This window comes from Tomitella fengzijianii (genome assembly GCF_007559025.1).
In the GTDB taxonomy this organism is placed as follows: Bacteria; Actinomycetota; Actinomycetes; order Mycobacteriales; family Mycobacteriaceae; genus Tomitella; species Tomitella fengzijianii.
Genome location: NZ_CP041765.1, coordinates 1,897,573 through 1,916,334, shown reverse-complemented (window position 1 = coordinate 1,916,334; position 18,762 = coordinate 1,897,573). Strand labels below are relative to the sequence as shown.

The following is an 18,762-nucleotide window of genomic DNA, read 5'->3' as shown; positions in this document are numbered from 1 at the left end:
GCTGCCATGACCCGCCGCAGCCGAAGGCCATAGATTGGAGGTGCCATGTCACGTGCCATTCACATCTTCCGCAGCCCGGACCGTTTCGTCGCCGGGACGGTGGGCGAGCCCGGCGACCGTGCGTTCTATCTCCAAGTGAGCCAGGACAACCGGCTTGTCAGCGTCCTCCTGGAGAAACAGCAGGTGCAGATTCTGGCGGAGCGCATCGGTGCGCTGCTCGGCGAGGTCCACCGGCGGTTCGGCGCGGAACTGCCGCCCACGGACGTCGACGTCGACGACCTGGAGCCGCTGCAGATGCCGGTGGACGTGGAGTTCCGCGTGGGCACGATGGGCCTGGGCTGGGAGGCCGACGCCGGCGCGGTCGTGGTGGAGCTTCTCGCCGTCACCGAGACTCCGCTGGACGAGTCGGTGGTGCTCGACGACACCGACGAGGGTCCCGACACGGTCCGGGTCTTCCTGGCTCCGGCGGAGGCACGCCAGTTCTCCGCGCGCACCGAACTCATCGTGGACGCCGGCCGGCCGCCATGCCCCCTGTGCGGCAGGCCACTCGACCCCGCCGGCCACATCTGCGCCCGCACCAACGGGTACCACCGCGGCATCGAGCTCAGCGACCTGCAGAAGCCGGACGATGAACCATGACGGTGCCCGCACCCCGGGATGCCGCCCACTCCGGCGACTCCCGTCCTGCGGGCGGTGAGCACGCACCGCTGGCGACAGCGCCAATCGAGATCATCGGCAGGCTCACCACCGCCAGCAACGCCACGTTCCTGTGCCGCCTCGACGCGCCGGGCAGCGAGGTCCGCTGCGTCTACAAGCCGGTCCTCGGCGAGCGACCGCTCTGGGACTTCCCCGACGGCACGCTCGCCGAGCGTGAGTACGCGTCGTACCTGATCAGCACCGCGCTGGGGTGGGAAATCATCCCGCGGACGGAGCTGCGCAGCGGCCCGCACGGTTGGGGGATGGTGCAGGAATGGATCGAGGCGCCGTCCGGGCGGGATGCCGACGGCCGATCCGTCGTCCTGGATTCCGCCACCGATCTGGTGGACCTTTTCCCGGCGGACTCCGTGCCCGCCGGCTACCTGCCCGTGTTCGCCGCCGAGGACATGACCGGCCGCCAAGTGGTGCTCGCGCACGCGGACGACGAGCGGTTGCAGCGGATCGCGGTCCTCGACGCGGTGCTCAACAACCCGGACCGCAAGGCGGGCCACATCCTGTGCGCACCCGGCGGCGGGCTGCGCGGGGTCGACCACGGCATCTGCCTGCACGGCGACTCCAAGCTCCGCACCGTGCTCTGGGGCTGGGCGCACCGACCGATCCCCCCGGAGCTGCTCGGGGACGTGGCCGCTCTCGGCGACGGCCTCCGGCGCCGCAGCACGCCGCTGGCCGACGCCCTCGACGAGCTGCTCACCCTGCGGGAAGTCGAGGCGCTGGCCCGGCGGATCGACGGGTTGACGGAGTCGGGGATGCACCCGGGGCCCACAGCCGCCCACGCCATCCCCTGGCCGCCGTTCTGAACCGCGGCGCACGCATACGGTCCGGACGGGTCGGCCTTGCGCACCGACCCGGCATCCCCTTCGGCCGCCCGGCGCGGGACCGCATAGGCTGGCGCATATGCAGTCCTGGACCGATGTCGCCGTGCCCGCAGTCCCCGGCTCCGGCCCGCCGCTCCGCCTTTACGACACCGCCGATCGATCGGTCCGTCCGGTCGCCCCAGGCCGGGTGGCGGGCATGTACGTCTGCGGCATCACGCCCTACGACGCCACGCACATGGGCCACGCCGCGACCTATCTGACCTTCGACGTTGCAGGCCGGGTCCTGCGCGACAACGGGCACGAAGTGCACTACGTGCAGAACGTCACCGATGTGGACGACCCGCTGTTCGAGCGTGCCGCGCGCGACGGCATCGACTGGCGCGCGCTCGGCGACCGTGAGACCGAGCTGTTCCGCACCGACATGGCCGCGCTGCGCATCCTGCCGCCGCGCGACTACATCGGCGCCGTCGAGTCCATCGACGAGGTCATCACCATGGTGGAGAAGCTGCTGGCCTCCGGCGCCGCCTACGTGGTGGACGACCCGGAATTCCCCGACGTCTACTTCAGCATCGACGCCACCGAGCAGTTCGGGTACGAGTCCGGCTACGACCGCCCCACGATGGATCGGTTCTTCGCCGAGCGCGGCGGCGACCCCGATCGTCCCGGCAAACGGCACAGCCTCGACGCGCTTCTGTGGCGCGCCCGCCGCGAGGGCGAACCCTCCTGGCCGTCCCCCTTCGGCGACGGGCGCCCCGGCTGGCACATCGAATGCTCCGCCATCGCGCTCAACAGGATCGGCAGCGGCTTCGACATCCAGGGCGGCGGCAGCGACCTCATCTTCCCGCACCACGAGTTCTCCGCGGCGCACGCCGAGGCCGCGACGGGCGACAGCCGCTTCGCCCGGCACTACGTGCACACCGGCATGATGGGCCTGGACGGCGAGAAGATGTCGAAGAGCCTCGGCAACCTCGTGCTCGTCTCCCGGCTGCGGGAGGCGGGGGAGGATCCGATGGCCATACGGCTGGCGTTGCTCGACGCGCACTACCGCACCGACCGCTTCTGGACCGACGCGCTGCTCGTCACCGCGCGCGAGCGGCTGGCCCGGTGGCGCACCGCGGTGTCCGCTTCAACCGGCCCGGTCGCCGACGAGACGGTCGCCCGCCTGCGTCAGCATCTGGCCGACGACCTCGACACCCCCAAGGCGCTGACTGCGGTGGACGCGTGGGCCACGGACGTGGCGGCGGGCATCGGGAGCGACGCGCAGGCGCCGGCGCGCATCGCCGACGCGGTCGACGCCCTGCTCGGCGTGCGGCTCGCGGACTAGCTTCGAGCGGGCGCCGAGGCGCCCGGGCCGCTAGGAACCCTGGCCGCCCGGGTCGGATCCGGGCCCGGGCCCGTGCCGGCGCAGGTAGCGCTCGAACTCCGCGGCGATCTCGTCGCCGTCGACGGCGCGCAGCATCTCGGAGATGTCGGACTGCTCGTCCCCGCGTTCCTCGAGCGCCTGCACGTACTCGGCGATGTCCTCGTCCTCCTCGGTGAGCTCGCGCGCGGTGTCCTGCCACTCCTCGGCCTGCCGTGGCAGGTCGCCCGCCGGGATCTCGAAACCGAGAACCTGCTCCAGACGCCGCAACAGAGCCACCATCACCTTGGGGTTGGGCGGCTGCGAAAGGTAGTGCGGGACAGCCGCCCACAGCGTGGTGGCGGGGATCCCGGCACGCACGCACGCGTCCTGCAGCACCCCGGTGATCCCGGTGGGCCCCTCGTAGTCGCTGCCGGACAGCCCGTACAGCTTCGCCGCGGCCGCACTGTGGGTGCTGCCGGTGATCGGCACCGGGCGGGTGTGCGGGGTGTCCGCCAGCAACGCGCCCACGGTGACGACCTCGGCGGCTCCCGCCTGCACGAAGAGATCCAGGAGCTCGGCGCAGAACGCGCGCCACCGCAGGTTCGGCTCGATACCGTGCACCAGGATCAGCTCGCGGCCGCCGGGGGAGAGCCGGCACCGCGTGATCCGCGTGGACGGCCATTCGATCCGACGGGTCACGCCCGACACCTGCGAGATCGTGGGCCGGTTGACCTGATAGTCGTAGTAGCCCTCCGAGTCCAGCTCGGCCAGCGGGGTAGCGCCGCCGATCAAGGCGAGGTGCTCGACAAGCCCGGTCGCGGCGTCCGCCGCATCGTTCCAGCCCTCGAAGGCGGCGACCACGATCGGCCCGTCGTCGACCTGGTCCCCGTCGCGGCGGCGCCGGGCGCCCTGCCGCGGCCGGGCGCCGCGCTCATCGGTTCCGCGCTCATCGGTTCCGCGCTCATCGGTTCCGCGCTCATCGGTTCCGCGCTCATCGGTTCCGCGGAAGGGGTCCCTACTGCTCACACCCCCAGCCTACGGTCCGTCGTGAACCACCGGACCACTACGCTGTCCTCATGCCTGCACAGACTGACTCCGCCCTCGCCCGCGCCCTCGACCGCCGTGTCGTGATCGGCGACGGGGCGATGGGGACGATGCTGCAGGCCGCCGACCTTCCGCTGGACGACTTCCGTGGCCTCGAGGGCTGCAACGAGATCCTCAACGAGACGCGGCCCGACGTGCTCAGCGACATCCACCACCGCTTCCTGGAGGTCGGGGTGGATGCGATCGAGTCGAACACCTTCGGCTGCAACCTGCCCAACCTGGCCGACTACGGCATCGCCGACCGCATCCGCGACCTATCCCAGCGCGGGGTGGCGCTGGCCCGCGCCGCCGCCGACGAGGCCGGCCCCGGGGCGGACGGCCTGGGACGGCTCGTCTTCGGCTCCATGGGGCCGGGGACCAAACTGCCCACGCTGGGGCACGCGCCGTTCGCCGACCTCCGCGACGCCTACACGCAGGCCGCTCTCGGGATGCTCGACGGCGGCGCCGACGCCGTCCTGGTCGAAACCTGCCAGGATCTGTTGCAGGCGAAGGCCGCCATCGTCGGCACCCAGCGCGCGATGGACCAGGCCGGTCGCCGGATCCCGATCATCACGCACGTGACCGTGGAGACGACGGGCACGATGCTCGTCGGATCCGAGATCGGCGCGGCGCTCAATGCGCTCGAACCGCTCGGCATCGACATGATCGGCCTCAACTGCGCCACCGGGCCCGCCGAGATGAGCGAGCATCTCCGGTTCCTGTCCCAGCACGCACGCATCCCGGTGTCCGTCATGCCCAACGCAGGACTGCCCGTGCTCGGCAAGAACGGCGCCGAGTACCCGCTGACACCCGACGAGCTCGCGGAGGCCCTCGCCGGTTTCGTCGCGCAGTTCGGCCTGTCCATGGTGGGCGGCTGCTGCGGCACGACGCCCGAGCACCTGCGGCGCGTGGTCGAGGCGCTGCGCGGTGTGCAGCCCGCGCAGCGCACTCCGGTGCACGAGCCCGGCGTCTCGTCGATGTACTCCGCGGTGCCGTTCGACCAGGACGCGTCCTTCCTCGTCATCGGCGAGCGCACCAACGCCAACGGATCCAAGGCCTTCCGCGAGGCGATGCTCGGCGGCGACTACGACAAGTGCATCGACATCGCCAAGGGCCAGATCCGCGACGGTGCGCACCTGCTGGACCTGTGCATCGACTACGTGGGCCGCGACGGCGCCGGCGACATGGCCGCGCTGGCGTCCCGACTGGCCACCGCGTCCACGCTGCCGATCATGCTCGACTCCACCGAACCCGGGGTGCTGCGCGCGGGACTCGAGCACCTGGGCGGGCGCTGCATCGTCAACTCCGTGAACTTCGAGGACGGCGACGGCCCTGATTCGCGCTACCAGCTGATCATGCGGCACGTCAAAGAGCACGGCGCCGCCGTCGTGGCCCTGACGATCGACGAGCAGGGCCAGGCGCGCACGGCCGAGCACAAGGTCGCCATCGCCGAGCGCCTGATCGCGGACCTCACCGGCACGTGGGGGCTCGAGGTGTCCGACATCGTCATCGACTGCCTGACCTTCCCGATCTCCACCGGACAGGTGGAGGTCCAGCGCGACGGCATCGAGACCATCGAGGCCATCCGCGAGATCAAGCGGCGCTACCCCCAGGTGCACACCACGCTGGGGCTTTCGAACATCTCCTTCGGGCTCAACCCGGCGGCCCGCCAAGTGCTGAACTCGGTGTTCCTGCACGAATGCGTCCAGGCGGGCCTCGACACCGCCATCGTGCACGCCTCCAAGATCCTGCCCATGGCGCGGATCCCCGACGAGCAGCGGGAGACCGCGCTGGACCTGGTCTACAACCGCCGCACCGACGACTACGACCCGCTCCAGAAGCTCATGGAGCTGTTCGAGGGCGTCTCGGCCGCGTCCGCCCGCGAGACGCGCGCCCAGGAACTCGCGGCGCTTCCGCTTTTCGAACGCCTCGAGCAGCGGATAGTCGACGGCGAGAAGAACGGCATCGAGGCCGACCTCGACGAGGCGATGCGCACCGTTCCGCCCCTCGAGATCGTCAACGGCACGCTGCTTTCCGGGATGAAGACGGTGGGCGTGCTGTTCGGCTCCGGCCAGATGCAGCTGCCCTTCGTCCTCCAGTCGGCCGAGACCATGAAAACGTCGGTGGCCCACCTGGAACCGCACATGGAGGTCGCCGACGACTCCGGCAAGGGCCGCATCGTGCTCGCCACCGTCAAGGGCGACGTGCACGACATCGGCAAAAACCTCGTCGACATCATCCTCAGCAACAACGGCTACGAAGTGGTGAACCTGGGCATCAAGCAGCCCATCACCACGATCTACGACGCCGCGGTGGAGAAGAAGGCCGACGCCATCGGAATGTCGGGCCTGCTGGTGAAGTCCACCGTGGTGATGAAGGACAACCTGGTCGAGCTCAACGGCAAGGGTGTGGCCGGCGATTTCCCGGTCCTGCTCGGCGGTGCCGCGCTCACCCGCACCTACGTCGAGGACGACCTCGCCGAGATCTACGAGGGCGACGTCAGCTACGCGCGCGACGCCTTCGAGGGCCTGCGCCTGATGGACGAGATCATGGCGGTCAAGCGCGGCGAGGGCCCCGACCCGGACAGCCCCGAAGCCATCGAGGCGGCGCGCAAGAAGCAGGAGCGCACGGAGCGCCGGCGCCGTTCCAAGCGCATCGCCGCCCAGCGCAAGGCGGCGGAGACGCCCGTGGAGGTCCCCGAGCGCTCCGACGTCGCCGCCGACAACCCCATCCCGACCCCGCCGTTCTGGGGCACGCGGGTGGTCAAGGGCCTGGCCGTCAAGGACTTCGCGGGCATGCTCGACGAGCGCGCCACCTTCCTGGGGCAATGGGGCCTGCGCGGTGCCCGCAAGGGGGAGGGGCCCACGTATGAGGACCTCGTCGAAACCGAGGGGCGTCCGCGCCTGCGCTACTGGCTGGACCGGCTGACCGCGGAGGGGATCCTGGCGCACTCCGCGGTGGTCTACGGGTATTTCCCGGCGGTGTCGGAGAAGGACACGGTGCACGTGCTCGAGTCCCCCGAACCCGACGCCCCCGTGCGCTACTCGTTCACCTACCCGCGTCAGGAGCGGGGACGTTTCCTGTGCGTCGCGGACTTCATCCGCTCCCGCGAGCAGGCCCGGGAGACCGGGCAGGTGGACGTGCTGCCCTTCCAGCTGGTGACGATGGGCCAGCCCATCGCCGACTTCGCCAACCGACTGTTCGCGGAGAACCACTACCGCGACTACATGGAGGTGCACGGGCTGGGCGTCCAGCTCACCGAGGCGCTGGCCGAGTACTGGCACCGCCGCATCCGCTCCGAGCTCACGGTGGACGGCACCTGGTCGTTGGCGGACGACGATCCGGCGGCCATCGAGGAGTTCTTCAAGCTCGGGTACCGCGGCGCCCGCTACGCGTTCGGTTACGGCGCCTGCCCCGAGCTCGAGGACCGGCGCAAGCTGGTCGCGCTGCTGGAGCCCGAGCGGATCGGGGTGGAGCTCTCGGAGGAGATGCAGTTGCATCCGGAGCAGTCCACCGACGCGTTCGTCCTGCATCACCCGGAGGCCAAGTACTTCAACACCTGAGAATGCGCGGCTCCCGTCCGTGTGCGCCGCGCCTCGTGCGCACACGGACACCGCGTGGCCGCGGTCCCGTCCGGGTGACGCCCCGCCGGCGTCACCCGGACGTGTGGGAAGATGACTTTCCGTGAAGACCTTCGACTCCCTGTTCGCCGAGCTTTCCCAACGCGCCGCGGAACGCCCCGAGGGCAGCGGCACTGTGGCCGCCCTCGACGCCGGCGTCCATCACATCGGCAAGAAGGTGATCGAGGAGGCCGGCGAGGTGTGGATCGCCGGCGAGCACGAGACGGATGACGAACTCGCCGGCGAGATCTCGCAGTTGCTGTACTGGGTGCAGGTGATGATGATCGCGCGCGGGCTCTCGCCGGAGGACGTCTACCGGCATCTGTGAGCCGCGGGCCACGCCCGCGGTCCGCACCGTCGCTCATCCATCCGACCGCAAAGGAACCGCACATGCTCAGGGTCGCCGTACCCAACAAGGGGGCGCTGTCCGAATCGGCCGCCGCCATGCTCGCCGAGGCCGGCTACCGCCGCCGCAGCGACAGCAAGGACCTCACCGTGCTCGATGATGCGCACGAGGTCGAGTTCTTCTTCCTGCGCCCCAAGGACATCGCCACCTATGTGGGCTCGGGCGAGCTGGACCTGGGCATCACCGGCCGCGACCTGTCTCTCGAGTCCGGCGCCCCGGTGGCCGAGCGACTCGCCCTGGGCTTCGGCCGCTCCACCTTCCGTTATGCCGCGCCCAAGGGGCGCGAATGGGCGGTCGACGATCTCGACGGCGCACGTATCGCGACCTCGTACCCGAATATCGTGCGCGCCGACCTGGCCGCGCGCGGCATGGCCGCCACGGTGATCCCCCTCGACGGGGCCGTGGAGATCTCGATCCAGCTCGGTGTGGCGGACCTCATCGCGGATGTCGTCGGCTCCGGGCGCACGCTGCGCCAGCACAACCTGGCGCCGTTCGGCGATGTGCTGTGCAGTTCGGAGGCGGTGCTGATCGGGCGGGCGGACTCGGCCGAGTCCGGCGCGGCCGCACGCGCGCAGCTCACCGCCAGGCTGCAGGGCGTGGTGTACGGGCAGCAGTACGTGCTGCTGGACTACAACTGCCCGCGGGAACTGCTGGAGGAGGCCTCCCGGGTCACTCCCGGCGTCGAGTCGCCCACCGTTTCCGACCTGGCCGAGGCCGGTTGGCTCGCCGTGCGGGCGATGGTGCCGCGCAAGGGGATGAACGGGGTCATGGACCAGCTGAAGGAGATCGGGGCGCGCGCCGTGCTCGCCACCGATATCCGGTCCTGCCGCATGTGAGCACGACGCGGCGGGCGCGCCGTACGCCGCCCGCCGCGCAGCCTGCGCCCGGTCAGGTGCGGCGACGTACCAGGAGCGACTGGGCGGTGCGTGCCACCGGCCCCTCGTCGTCGTGGATTACAGCGGTGCACATGCCGATGCCGTCGGGTCCGATGCTGGACTCCGCGGCGATTCCCAGGCCGTCACCCGGAATCCGATGGATATGCACGGTCATTTCGGTGTTGAGGTACGTCCACTCCCGCGGGTCCAAGGTGGCACCGACCCCGTTCGCCGCGTCGATGACGCAGAACATCCGCTCGACTGGCGACGGCTGTTCACCGGCCACCAGCGCCACCCTCTCGCGGACCCGCACACGTCCCGGCACCTGTTTCTCGGCGAGCGAGTTCCACTCCCACTCGACCGCGTCGATGAAGGTGGTCACCTTGTGGTCGCCGAAGAAATCGAACCCCGAGCCGACCGCCGGCAGCCCCTCCGGGTACGACGGGTCCGTCGCCCGCCGGACGGCCGCGGTGTCCTCTGTCGCCAGGCGCCACGCGGTGGCGCTCGCCACCGTGCGTTCGGAACCGTCGGGCATCGGCGCGCACAGCTCCGCCGCGAGAAGTTCGATGGAGCGGCCCGGACGCAGGACTCGACTGCGCACCCGGCACTCGGCCACCGGCACCGGGCCCAGCAGTTCCACGGTGACGCGGGCGAGTCGGGCGCCCTCGCGCGGATGGTTGCGCTCCATCGCCCGCACCAGCAGCGCGGCGGGCGGGGACCCGTGCTGCATCTCGGTGCTCCACACGCTGCGCGTGTAGTCCGTGGAGGCGAAGCGTTCGGCCCCGTCGTCCGCAAGGCCCAGCGGCTGGTAGAAGGCGGCGCCGTCATCGGAATCGGTCATGCCCACCAGTGTGGCCGGTGCAGGGTGCGGGATCACGGCGGGGCCGAATCCTCCGCGTCGGCGCCGCGGGCAGGGCCGCACTCACTCGCCTGGCCATCCGGGGTACGGCGGCGGCGTGCCGTCGAAGGCCGGGCACAGGGCCTTGTGGTCGCACCAGTCGCACAGCTTCGACGGTGTGGGGCGGAAATCGCCGGTGCTGCCCGCCGTGCGGATGGCCTGCCAGAGCGCGGACACGGTGCGCTCGAACCGGTCGAGCTCGGCCTCCGTCGGCTCGTAGACCAGATCCTCCCCGCTCTTCAGGTACATCAGCCGCAGCTGGGTCGGCAGGATCCCGCGATCTCGCAGCAGTGCCAGCGCGTAGAACTTCATCTGGAACAGGGCGGTGGCCTTGCCCGGGCCCCATGGCAGACGCCCCGTCTTGTAGTCGACCACCCGGACCTGACCGGTGGGCGCCACATCTATGCGGTCGATGAACCCGCGCAGCGGCGTGCCGTCACCCAACCGGGTCTCCACCCGCTGCTCGCACGCATCGGGTTCGAACCGCGTCGGATCCTCCATCGTGTAGTAGCCGGCGATCAACGCGCGCGCTTCGTCCAGGAACCGTGCGCGATCCTCCGGCCCGACCAGCTCCGCGAGCTCCGGCTGTCCGGCGACCATGTCCTCCCAGGCCGGCTCGAGCAGCCCGGCCGCGCGCTCCTGCACCCGCTCGGCCGCCGGCAACGTGTAGAGCCGTTCCAGCGCGGCGTGCACCAAGGTGCCGCGCGCCTGGGCGGTGGACGGTGTCTCCGGAATACGGTCCACCGCCCGGAAGCGGTACAGCAAGGGGCATTGCTTGAAGTCCGAGGCGCGCGAGGGCGACAGCGCGATGTGCCGACGGCCGCCTGGCCGTGCCACCGGGGGATCCGGCTGCGGGGGAGTGCCCGAACTCTGTGACGGGGCAGTCTTCTGCACGGGGTCTCCTGCCGCGGGCGTGTCCATGGCTGGCAGGGTAATCCCCGATACCGACAGGAAGGTAGCCGACTGATGGCGATCGACGCCGAGGCTTCAGCGTCCGGGACGGGGCCCCCGGCGGGCGGAGCGCCGACCGGGCCGTTCCGCGTAGGCGAGCGGGTCCAGCTCACCGACGGAAAGGGCCGCAAGTACACCGTGGTGCTCACCCCGGGCGGCCAGTTCCACACCCACCGCGGCGCCATCGAGAACGACGCGCTCATCGGCGCCGCCGAGGGCACGGTGGTCGAGTCGTCCAACGGCACCCCGTACCTGGCGCTTCGGCCGCTGCTCACCGACTACGTGCTGTCGATGCCGCGCGGCGCGCAGGTGATCTACCCCAAGGACGCTGCGCAGATCGTCCACGAGGGAGACGTGTTCCCCGGTGCCCGGGTCCTCGAGGCGGGCGCGGGCTCCGGTGCGCTGACCTGCTCGCTGCTGCGGGCAGTGGGCCCGGACGGCCGCGTCGTCTCCTACGAGGTCCGGGAGGACCACGCGGTGCACGCCGTGCGCAACGTCGAGACCTTCTTCGGCGGCCGCCCCGAGAACTGGGACCTCACGGTGGGCGACCTGGCCGAGGTGTCCCCGGACGCGATCGGGGGCCCGGTGGACCGGGTCATCCTCGACATGCTCGCGCCGTGGGACGTGCTGCCGGCCGTGGCCCGCACCCTCGTGCCCGGCGGAGTCCTCATCGTGTACGTCGCCACCGTCACACAGCTCTCCCGCGTGGTCGAGGCGCTGCGCGAGCATGCCTGCTGGACCGAGCCACGCGCCTGGGAGGCGATCGTCCGCGACTGGCACGCGGTGGGCCTGGCCGTGCGCCCCGAGCACCGGATGCAGGGGCACACGGCGTTCCTCATCAGCACCCGCCGGCTGGCCGACGGCACGGTCGCCCCGCGGACCGAACGCCGCCCCAGCAAAGGCTGAGCGCACGAGGTCCGAGTACGCCGTCCTCCCGCCGGGCGTCCGCGAACCGGGACCCGCTTTCCGCCGGTAACCGCCGCAGCGGCGGCAGTCCCGGTAGCGTTGGAGGCACAACGGGTTCGGTGCCGCAGCGCCGCCTCCGTCGGTGCCGGAACACGCTTCCGCCGCAGTGCCGACTGCGAACGCGGGCACGGTGGCCGGGTACGCGGTGCTGCGGGGCGGTCCGATCGTCGACGGTGGCGGCGCCCGTACGGAGTCGCCGCCGTCCGGAGAGGGAGGACGTCATGACAGCACCAGGAGACGGCACGGGCACGGGGGAGCCGGGCGGACGAGGCGACGACGGCGATTTCGAACGCCGGATCGCCGCACTCACGACGCGCAACACCAAGCTCGCCGAGCTGCTCAAAGAGGCCCGCACCCAGCTCGTCGCACTGCGCGAGGAGGTGGACCGGCTCGGGCAGCCGCCCAGCGGATTCGGTGTGCTCATCGCGTCTGTCGACGACGAGACGGCCGACGTGTTCACGTCGGGACGGCGGATGCGGCTCACGCTCTCACCCAACCTGGACGTGTCCTCGCTGCGCCCCGGCCAGAGCCTCCGGCTCAACGAGGCGCTCACCGTGGTGGAGGCCTGCGACTTCGAGCAGATCGGCGAGATCTGCGCCCTGCGCGAGGTGCTCGACGACGGCCACCGCGCTCTGGTCGTGGGCCATGCCGACGAAGAGCGCATCGTCTGGTTGGCGGACCCGCTGCTGGAGAACCCCCTGGGCGATTACGGCGAGCGCCGCCCGCTGCGCGCCGGCGACTCCCTGATCGTCGACACCAAGGCCGGTTACGCGTTCTCCCGCGTGCCCAAGGCGGAGGTCGAGGACCTGCTGCTGGAGGAGGTCCCGGACGTCGACTACACCGCCATCGGCGGCCTGGGCCGGCAGATCGAGCAGATCCGCGACGCCGTGGAGTTGCCGTTCCTGCACGGCGACCTGTTCCGCGAGTACGCGCTGCGTCCGCCCAAGGGCGTGCTGCTCTACGGCCCGCCCGGTTGCGGCAAGACGCTCATCGCCAAGGCGGTGGCCCACTCGCTGGCCCGCAAGATCGCGGAGGTCCGCGGCAAGGATTCGCGCGAGGTCAAGTCGTACTTCCTCAACATCAAGGGCCCCGAGCTCCTCAACAAGTTCGTCGGCGAGACCGAGCGGCACATCCGGCTGATCTTCCAGCGCGCACGGGAGAAGGCCTCCGAGGGGACGCCTGTGATCGTGTTCTTCGACGAGATGGATTCGATCTTCCGCACCCGTGGATCCGGTGTGTCCTCCGACGTGGAGACGACGGTGGTGCCGCAGCTGCTCAGCGAGATCGACGGCGTCGAGGGGCTGGAGAACGTCATCGTCATCGGCGCGTCCAACCGCGAGGACATGATCGACCCCGCCATCCTGCGTCCGGGCCGTCTGGACGTGAAGATCAAGATCGAACGGCCCGACGCCGAGGCGGCGCAGGACATCTTCTCCAAATACCTCACCGAGGGCCTGCCCATCCACGGCGACGACCTGGCCGAGTTCGGCGGCGACAGGACCGCCTGCGTGCACACGATGATCACCCGGGTCGTCGACCGCATGTACGCGGAGAGCGAGGACAACCGTTTCCTCGAGGTCACCTACGCGAACGGGGACAAGGAGGTCCTGTACTTCAAGGACTTCAACTCCGGGGCGATGATCCAGAACATCGTCGACCGCGCCAAGAAGTACGCCATCAAGGAGGTGCTCGACACCGGGGCGCCGGGCCTGCGGGTCCAGCATCTGCTGGACTCGATCGTGGACGAGTTCAGTGAGAACGAGGACCTGCCGAACACCACGAACCCGGACGACTGGGCGCGCATCTCCGGGAAGAAGGGCGAGCGGATCGTCTACATCCGCACGCTGGTGACGGGCAAATCGTCCAGCGCCAGCCGGGCCATCGACACGGAGACCAGCACGGGGCAGTACCTGTGAGCGAGCCCCTCGCCGGCACGGCCCGTGCGGCGGCCGCCCCGGATCACGGCCGGGCGGTCGCCGTCACCCGTCCGCACTAGGCTCTACGCCATGCAGCGCATCATCGGGACCGAGGTCGAGTACGGCATCTCCGCTCCAGGCGACCACACCGCCAACCCCATCGTCACCTCCACACAGGCGGTGCTGGCCTACGGCGCCGCGACGGGCATGCCGCGGGCGCGGGGGACCCGATGGGACTACGAGGTGGAGTCACCGTTGCGCGACGCCCGCGGGTTCGACATGGGGCGCACCCGCGGCCCGGCGCCCGTCATCGACTCCGACGAGGTGGGTGCGGCCAACCTCATCCTCACCAACGGGGCACGCCTGTACGTGGACCACGCCCACCCCGAGTACTCCGCGCCCGAGGTGCTCGATCCGCTGGACGCCGTCATCTGGGACAAGGCGGGCGAGCGGGTCATGGAGGCGGCGGCCCGGTATGCGGCGAGCGTGCCCGGAACGCCGCGCCTGCAGCTGTACAAGAACAACGTCGACGGCAAGGGCGCGTCCTACGGCACGCACGAGAACTACCTCATGCGGCGCGAGACCGCCTTCTCCGACATCGCGTCCGGCCTGATCCCGTTCTTCGTCTCGCGCCAGGTGATCTCCGGCTCCGGCCGGGTGGGGCTGGGCCAGTCGGGCGAGGAACCGGGATTCCAGCTCTCCCAGCGCGCCGACTACATCGAGGTGGAGATCGGCCTGGAGACCACGCTCAAGCGTGGCATCATCAACACCCGCGACGAGCCCCACGCGGACTCCGAGAAGTACCGCCGCCTGCACGTGATCGTGGGCGACGCGAATCTCGCCGAAACCTCCACCTATCTCAAGGTCGGCAGCGCGGCGCTGGTCCTGGACCTCATCGAGGCCGGCGTGGGGCTGTCGGATCTGGAGCTGGCGGCCCCGGTGCAGGCCATCCACGCGATCAGCCACGACCCCACGCTGCGCACGCGCGTGGAGCTGGCCGACGGCCGCCGGCTCACCGGCATCGAGATCCAGCGCGAGTACCACCGGCGGGCGGCGGACTTCTGCGCCCGCCACTCACCGGACGACGCCCGCGCCGCCGACGTGCTCGAACAGTGGTCGCAGGTGCTGGACCTGCTCGACGAGGACCCCATGCTGTGCGCCGATCGCCTCGATTGGCCCGCCAAGCTGCGCCTTCTCGAGGGCTTCCGGCAGCGGGAGGGGCTGGGCTGGTCAGCGCCGAGGCTGCATCTGGTGGACCTGCAGTACTCCGACGTCCGGCTGGACAAGGGGCTGTACAACCGGCTCGTGGCGCGGGGTTCGATGCGGCGCCTGGTCACCGAGGAGCAGGTGCTGCACGCGGTCGGCAACCCGCCCACGGACACGCGCGCCTACTTCCGCGGCGAGTGCCTGCGCCGGTTCGGCGCGGACATCACGGCGGCCAGCTGGGACTCGCTCATCTTCGATGTCGGCGGCGCGTCGCTGGTGCGCATCCCCACCATGGAACCGCTGCGCGGCACCCGCGCGCACGTGGGCCGGCTGCTGGAGACGGCGACGACCGCACGCGAACTGGTGGACGCGCTGACGTCGTAGGGCTCGCGGCGTGCGGACGGAAACGCGGCGGATGCCCGGCCGATGTGAGAGTTGTTGCGCACCTATGGCGCCCGTCGTCGGTAGGGTGACAGGTGAGGCGGGCGCCGGCCGCCGGGCAGCAGGCCCGGCATGGCGGCCGATACGGCGCGAAACTCCAGGAGGGGCGCGATGGCACAGGAGCAGACCAAGCGGGGCGGCGGCGGCGAGGACGACGACGAGGCCGTCACCGGCGGCGCGGGCCAGCAGCAGAGCAACGCGTCCGTGGACGACACGGACGACCTCCTCGACGAGATCGACGACGTCCTCGAGGAGAACGCCGAGGACTTCGTCCGCGCATACGTGCAGAAGGGCGGCCAGTGATCCCGGGCGTGTGGGAAGGGCCGGGGATGCCGGGATTAGGGATCGCCGGCACCGGCCGGGCTGTCGCCTCCGACCATTCGTCGTCGGACCTGTCGTCGTTCACCGAGCACCTGCGCAGGTTCCGCCCTGAGCTGCTGCCCGGTCACGACGCCCGCGCCACGGCACAGCACGGCGGCGGGGCACCGCAGGTCCCGCACGGCACCACGATCGTCGCCCTGTCGCACGCCGAGGGCGTGGTCCTCGCCGGAGACCGGCGCGCCACGATGGGCAACCTGATCGCCAGCCGCGACATCGACAAGGTCTTCGTCACCGACCCCTCCTCCGCGGTGGGGATCGCGGGCACGGCGGGCATCGCCGTCGAACTGGTACGGCTTTTCGCGGTGGAGCTCGAGCACTACGACAAGATCGAGGGAATGCCGCTGACCTTCGACGGCAAGGCCAACAGGCTTGCCACCATGGTGCGCGGCAATCTCGGCGCCGCGATGCAAGGCCTCGCCGTGGTTCCGCTCTTCGTCGGGTACGACACCGCGGTGGAGGATCCCGCCCGCGCCGGCCGCATCGTCTCCTACGACATCGCCGGCGGACGCTACGAAGAGCACGCCGGCTACCACGCCGTCGGGTCGGGATCGTTGTTCGCCAAATCGGCGCTCAAGCGGATGTACTCGCCCGACGACACGCCCGGAACCGCATTGCGCAAAGCCGTCGAAGCCCTTTACGACGCCGCGGACGACGACTCGGCCACCGGCGGGCCCGACGCGACCCGGGGCGTGTACCCCACTGCGATCTCGGTGACCGCCGACGGCGCCCATGCAGTGGCGGCGGACCGGATCGAGGCCGCCGCCGCCGAGGTGATCGAGGAACGCACCCGGCGGTCCGGACGGGCCTGAGCAAGGCCGCACGCCCGCACTGCGGGACCAGCACAGCCATGATGAACCCCAGGACGGAGCCGCCCCCATGACCATGCCCTATTACGCGTCGGCCGAGCAGATCATGCGGGACCGCTCCGATCTGGCGCGCAAGGGGATCGCGCGCGGACGCAGCGTGGTGGCGATGACCTACGCGGACGGGGTGGTCCTGGTGGCCGAGAATCCGTCGAAGGCGCTGCACAAGGTGAGCGAACTGTACGACAGGCTCGCCTTCGCCGCGGTGGGCAAGTACAACGAGTTCGAGAACCTGCGCCGTGCCGGGATCATGCACGCGGACATGCGCGGGTACTCGTACGACCGCCGCGACGTGACAGGCCGCTCGCTGGCGAACGCCTACGCCCAGACGCTGGGCTCGATCTTCACCGACCAACCCAAGCCGTACGAGGTGGAGATCTGCGTCGCCGAGGTCGCGCCCCCCGGATCGGGCGTGGCACCGCAGCTCTACCGGATCACCTACGACGGCTCGATCGTCGACCACTCCACCTTCGTCGTCATGGGCGGCGCCGCCGAACCCGTCACCCGAGAACTCTCATCCACCTTCGCCGAGGGGATGGACCTCGCGACCGCATTGGACACCGCGGTCGGGGCGTTGGAGCGGGGGACGGGGGAGGCCGGGGCGGCCCAGGCGCGCAGCCTCACGGCGGGCGTCATCGAGGTGGGGGTGCTCGAGCATGACCGCCCGCGCCGCGCATTCCGCAGAGTGGGGGCGGACGAGATCGCGCGGCTGCTGCCGTCACGCGCCTCCGGAGCCGGCGAGGCATCCGCCGGAAGCGGCGACGCCCCGGCAGGAGGCGGCGGCGAGGCGGGACAGACGCCGGATCCGGGGCCCGACGGCTCTGCCGGTCATGACCCCGGCGGCACCGACTCGACCGGATAGCCGCGCACACACACGATCTCGCCTTCACGGCACGGCCGCGCGGTAGTGTCGAGGTGTGCAGCGAAGGATCATGGGAATCGAGACCGAGTACGGGGTCACCTGTACCTTCCACGGGCACCGTCGGCTCAGCCCCGACGAGGTGGCCCGGTACCTCTTCCGGCGCGTCGTGTCGTGGGGGCGCAGCTCCAACGTGTTCCTCCGCAACGGCGCCCGGTTGTATCTGGACGTCGGCTCGCATCCGGAGTACGCGACGGCGGAATGCGACAGCCTCGATCAGCTCGTCGCCCACGACCGTTCGGGGGAGATCATCCTCGAGCAGCTCCTGGACGACGCCGAGTCGCGTCTGCAGGACGAGGGCATCGGCGGCGACATCTACCTGTTCAAGAACAACACCGATTCCGCCGGCAACTCGTACGGCTGCCACGAGAACTACCTGATCGCCCGCGCGGGCGAGTTCTCCAGGATCTCGGACGTGCTGCTGCCCTTCCTCGTGACGCGCCAGCTCATCTGCGGCGCGGGCAAGGTCCTGCAGACCCCCAAGTCGGCCTCGCTGTGCCTGAGCCAGCGCGCGGAGCACATCTGGGAGGGCGTCTCCTCTGCCACCACCCGGTCCCGGCCCATCATCAATACCCGCGACGAGCCGCATGCCGATGCCGACCGGTACCGCCGCCTGCACGTGATCGTCGGCGATTCCAACATGTCGGAGACCACGACGCGCCTGAAGGTCGGCACCGTCAACCTGGTCCTGGAGATGATCGAGGCGGGCGTCGCCTTCCGCGACTTCTCCCTGGACAACCCCATCCGCGCCATTCGCGAGATCAGCCACGACCTCACCGGTACACACCCCGTCCGCCTGGCGGGGGGCAGACATGCCAGCGCCCTCGACGTGCAGCGGCATTACCACGAACGCGCCGTCGCCTATCTCGCGGACCGCGCTCCCGACCCGGAGATCGACGCGGTGGTGGAGCTGTGGGGCCGCATGCTCGACGCGGTCGAATCGGACGATTTCGGAAAGGTGGACACCGAAGTCGACTGGGTCATCAAACGCAAATTGTTCGAGCGCTACCAGAATCGGTACGGGATTACCCTCGCGGACCCCAAGATCGCTCAGCTGGACCTCGCCTACCACGACATCAAACGCGGCCGCGGAGTCTTCAACCTGCTCGAGAACAAGGGGCTCGCGGCCAGGATCACGGAGCCGGAGGACGTCGATGCGGCGGTGGAGACCCCGCCGCAGACGACCAGGGCGAGGCTGCGCGGCCGGTTCATCGCGGCCGCCCAGGCAGCGGATCGGGACTTCACCGTCGACTGGGTGCACCTCAAGATCAACGACCAGGCGCAGCGCACGGTTCTGTGCAAAGACCCGTTCCTTGCCGTCGACGAGCGCGTCGACCGCCTGATCGCCGCGATGTAACGGCAT

The 18,762-nt window shown here is 70.5% G+C and carries 16 protein-coding genes; 13 read left to right on the top strand and 3 right to left on the bottom strand.

The window, feature by feature from the left end:
* Positions 1-45: 45 nt before the first annotated feature.
* From FO059_RS08705 to mshC, 3 genes are all read left to right on the top strand, one after another.
* Complete coding sequence (locus FO059_RS08705; RefSeq protein ID WP_143908034.1) at positions 46-639, top strand: DUF3090 domain-containing protein; 594 nt, start codon at positions 46-48, stop codon at positions 637-639.
* Positions 636-1,514: an SCO1664 family protein gene (locus FO059_RS08700; protein ID WP_143908032.1), complete on the top strand. Its 879-nt coding sequence runs from the start codon at positions 636-638 to the stop codon at positions 1,512-1,514. The genes FO059_RS08705 and FO059_RS08700 overlap by 4 nt, the downstream gene beginning before the upstream one ends.
* Before the next feature lie 97 nt (positions 1,515-1,611).
* Complete coding sequence (gene mshC, locus FO059_RS08695) at positions 1,612-2,856, top strand: cysteine--1-D-myo-inosityl 2-amino-2-deoxy-alpha-D-glucopyranoside ligase (RefSeq protein WP_143908030.1); 1,245 nt, start codon at positions 1,612-1,614, stop codon at positions 2,854-2,856.
* Positions 2,857-2,886: 30 nt separating this feature from the next.
* Here the strand turns inward: mshC and FO059_RS08690 are convergent, their stop codons facing one another.
* Positions 2,887-3,738, bottom strand: coding sequence for a PAC2 family protein (locus FO059_RS08690; RefSeq protein ID WP_233266798.1), 852 nt, complete (start codon positions 3,736-3,738; stop codon positions 2,887-2,889).
* Positions 3,739-3,950: 212 nt separating this feature from the next.
* On the opposite strand from FO059_RS08690, the gene metH reads away from it, so the two are divergent.
* The 3 genes from metH to hisG all read left to right on the top strand — a co-directional run bounded on the left by metH (position 3,951) and on the right by hisG (position 8,819).
* Complete coding sequence (gene metH / locus FO059_RS08685; protein WP_143908026.1) at positions 3,951-7,520, top strand: methionine synthase; 3,570 nt, start codon at positions 3,951-3,953, stop codon at positions 7,518-7,520.
* Positions 7,521-7,641: 121 nt separating this feature from the next.
* Positions 7,642-7,905: a phosphoribosyl-ATP diphosphatase gene (locus FO059_RS08680; protein WP_143908024.1), complete on the top strand. Its 264-nt coding sequence runs from the start codon at positions 7,642-7,644 to the stop codon at positions 7,903-7,905.
* Between the two features lie 62 nt (positions 7,906-7,967).
* Positions 7,968-8,819: an ATP phosphoribosyltransferase gene (gene hisG, locus FO059_RS08675; RefSeq protein WP_143908022.1), complete on the top strand. Its 852-nt coding sequence runs from the start codon at positions 7,968-7,970 to the stop codon at positions 8,817-8,819.
* Between the two features lie 52 nt (positions 8,820-8,871).
* Here hisG and FO059_RS08670 read toward each other — a convergent pair whose 3' ends face one another.
* Positions 8,872-9,699, bottom strand: a complete 828-nt coding sequence (locus FO059_RS08670; protein ID WP_143908020.1) for a thioesterase family protein — start codon at positions 9,697-9,699, stop codon at positions 8,872-8,874.
* Between the two features lie 81 nt (positions 9,700-9,780).
* On the bottom strand, positions 9,781-10,677 hold the full coding sequence (locus tag FO059_RS08665; protein WP_168226598.1) for a RecB family exonuclease: 897 nt from the start codon (positions 10,675-10,677) through the stop codon (positions 9,781-9,783).
* 45 nt (positions 10,678-10,722) lie between these two features.
* Here FO059_RS08665 and FO059_RS08660 point away from each other — a divergent pair, with 45 nt between their 5' ends.
* From FO059_RS08660 to pafA, 7 genes are all read left to right on the top strand, one after another.
* Complete coding sequence (locus tag FO059_RS08660) at positions 10,723-11,613, top strand: tRNA (adenine-N1)-methyltransferase (protein ID WP_143908016.1); 891 nt, start codon at positions 10,723-10,725, stop codon at positions 11,611-11,613.
* Positions 11,614-11,894: 281 nt separating this feature from the next.
* Positions 11,895-13,589: a proteasome ATPase gene (gene arc / locus FO059_RS08655; protein WP_143908014.1), complete on the top strand. Its 1,695-nt coding sequence runs from the start codon at positions 11,895-11,897 to the stop codon at positions 13,587-13,589.
* A 90-nt stretch (positions 13,590-13,679) separates the two neighbouring features.
* Positions 13,680-15,179, top strand: coding sequence for a depupylase/deamidase Dop (dop, locus tag FO059_RS08650; protein ID WP_143908012.1), 1,500 nt, complete (start codon positions 13,680-13,682; stop codon positions 15,177-15,179).
* Between the two features lie 168 nt (positions 15,180-15,347).
* Entirely contained in the window at positions 15,348-15,539 is a 192-nt protein-coding gene (locus FO059_RS08645) for a ubiquitin-like protein Pup (RefSeq protein ID WP_143908010.1), read from the top strand.
* A 26-nt stretch (positions 15,540-15,565) separates the two neighbouring features.
* A complete protein-coding gene (gene prcB, locus FO059_RS08640; protein WP_143908008.1) occupies positions 15,566-16,426 on the top strand; it encodes a proteasome subunit beta in 861 nt (286 codons plus the stop codon).
* A gap of 67 nt (positions 16,427-16,493) precedes the next feature.
* Positions 16,494-17,342 carry a proteasome subunit alpha gene (prcA, locus tag FO059_RS08635; RefSeq protein ID WP_143908006.1) on the top strand — a complete coding sequence of 283 codons (849 nt, stop codon included), beginning with the start codon at positions 16,494-16,496 and terminating at the stop codon, positions 17,340-17,342.
* Between the two features lie 55 nt (positions 17,343-17,397).
* Positions 17,398-18,756, top strand: a complete 1,359-nt coding sequence (gene pafA / locus FO059_RS08630; protein ID WP_143908002.1) for a Pup--protein ligase — start codon at positions 17,398-17,400, stop codon at positions 18,754-18,756.
* The last annotated feature ends 6 nt before the right edge of the window (positions 18,757-18,762 follow it).

What these genes read in the sequence shown, in the direction of transcription:
- hisG (WP_143908022.1), top strand. Translation starts at nt 7,968, where the DNA reads ATGCTCAGGGTCGCCGTACCCAACAAGGGGGCGCTGTCCGAATCGGCC.
- arc (WP_143908014.1), top strand. Translation starts at nt 11,895, where the DNA reads ATGACAGCACCAGGAGACGGCACGGGCACGGGGGAGCCGGGCGGACGA.
- prcB (WP_143908008.1), top strand. Translation starts at nt 15,566, where the DNA reads ATGCCGGGATTAGGGATCGCCGGCACCGGCCGGGCTGTCGCCTCCGAC.
- FO059_RS08645 (WP_143908010.1), top strand. Translation starts at nt 15,348, where the DNA reads ATGGCACAGGAGCAGACCAAGCGGGGCGGCGGCGGCGAGGACGACGAC.
- FO059_RS08660 (WP_143908016.1), top strand. Translation starts at nt 10,723, where the DNA reads ATGGCGATCGACGCCGAGGCTTCAGCGTCCGGGACGGGGCCCCCGGCG.
- metH (WP_143908026.1), top strand. Translation starts at nt 3,951, where the DNA reads ATGCCTGCACAGACTGACTCCGCCCTCGCCCGCGCCCTCGACCGCCGT.
- FO059_RS08670 (WP_143908020.1), bottom strand. Translation starts at nt 9,699, where the DNA reads ATGACCGATTCCGATGACGGCGCCGCCTTCTACCAGCCGCTGGGCCTT.
- mshC (WP_143908030.1), top strand. Translation starts at nt 1,612, where the DNA reads ATGCAGTCCTGGACCGATGTCGCCGTGCCCGCAGTCCCCGGCTCCGGC.
- prcA (WP_143908006.1), top strand. Translation starts at nt 16,494, where the DNA reads ATGACCATGCCCTATTACGCGTCGGCCGAGCAGATCATGCGGGACCGC.
- FO059_RS08705 (WP_143908034.1), top strand. Translation starts at nt 46, where the DNA reads ATGTCACGTGCCATTCACATCTTCCGCAGCCCGGACCGTTTCGTCGCC.
- FO059_RS08700 (WP_143908032.1), top strand. Translation starts at nt 636, where the DNA reads ATGACGGTGCCCGCACCCCGGGATGCCGCCCACTCCGGCGACTCCCGT.
- dop (WP_143908012.1), top strand. Translation starts at nt 13,680, where the DNA reads ATGCAGCGCATCATCGGGACCGAGGTCGAGTACGGCATCTCCGCTCCA.
- FO059_RS08665 (WP_168226598.1), bottom strand. Translation starts at nt 10,677, where the DNA reads ATGGACACGCCCGCGGCAGGAGACCCCGTGCAGAAGACTGCCCCGTCA.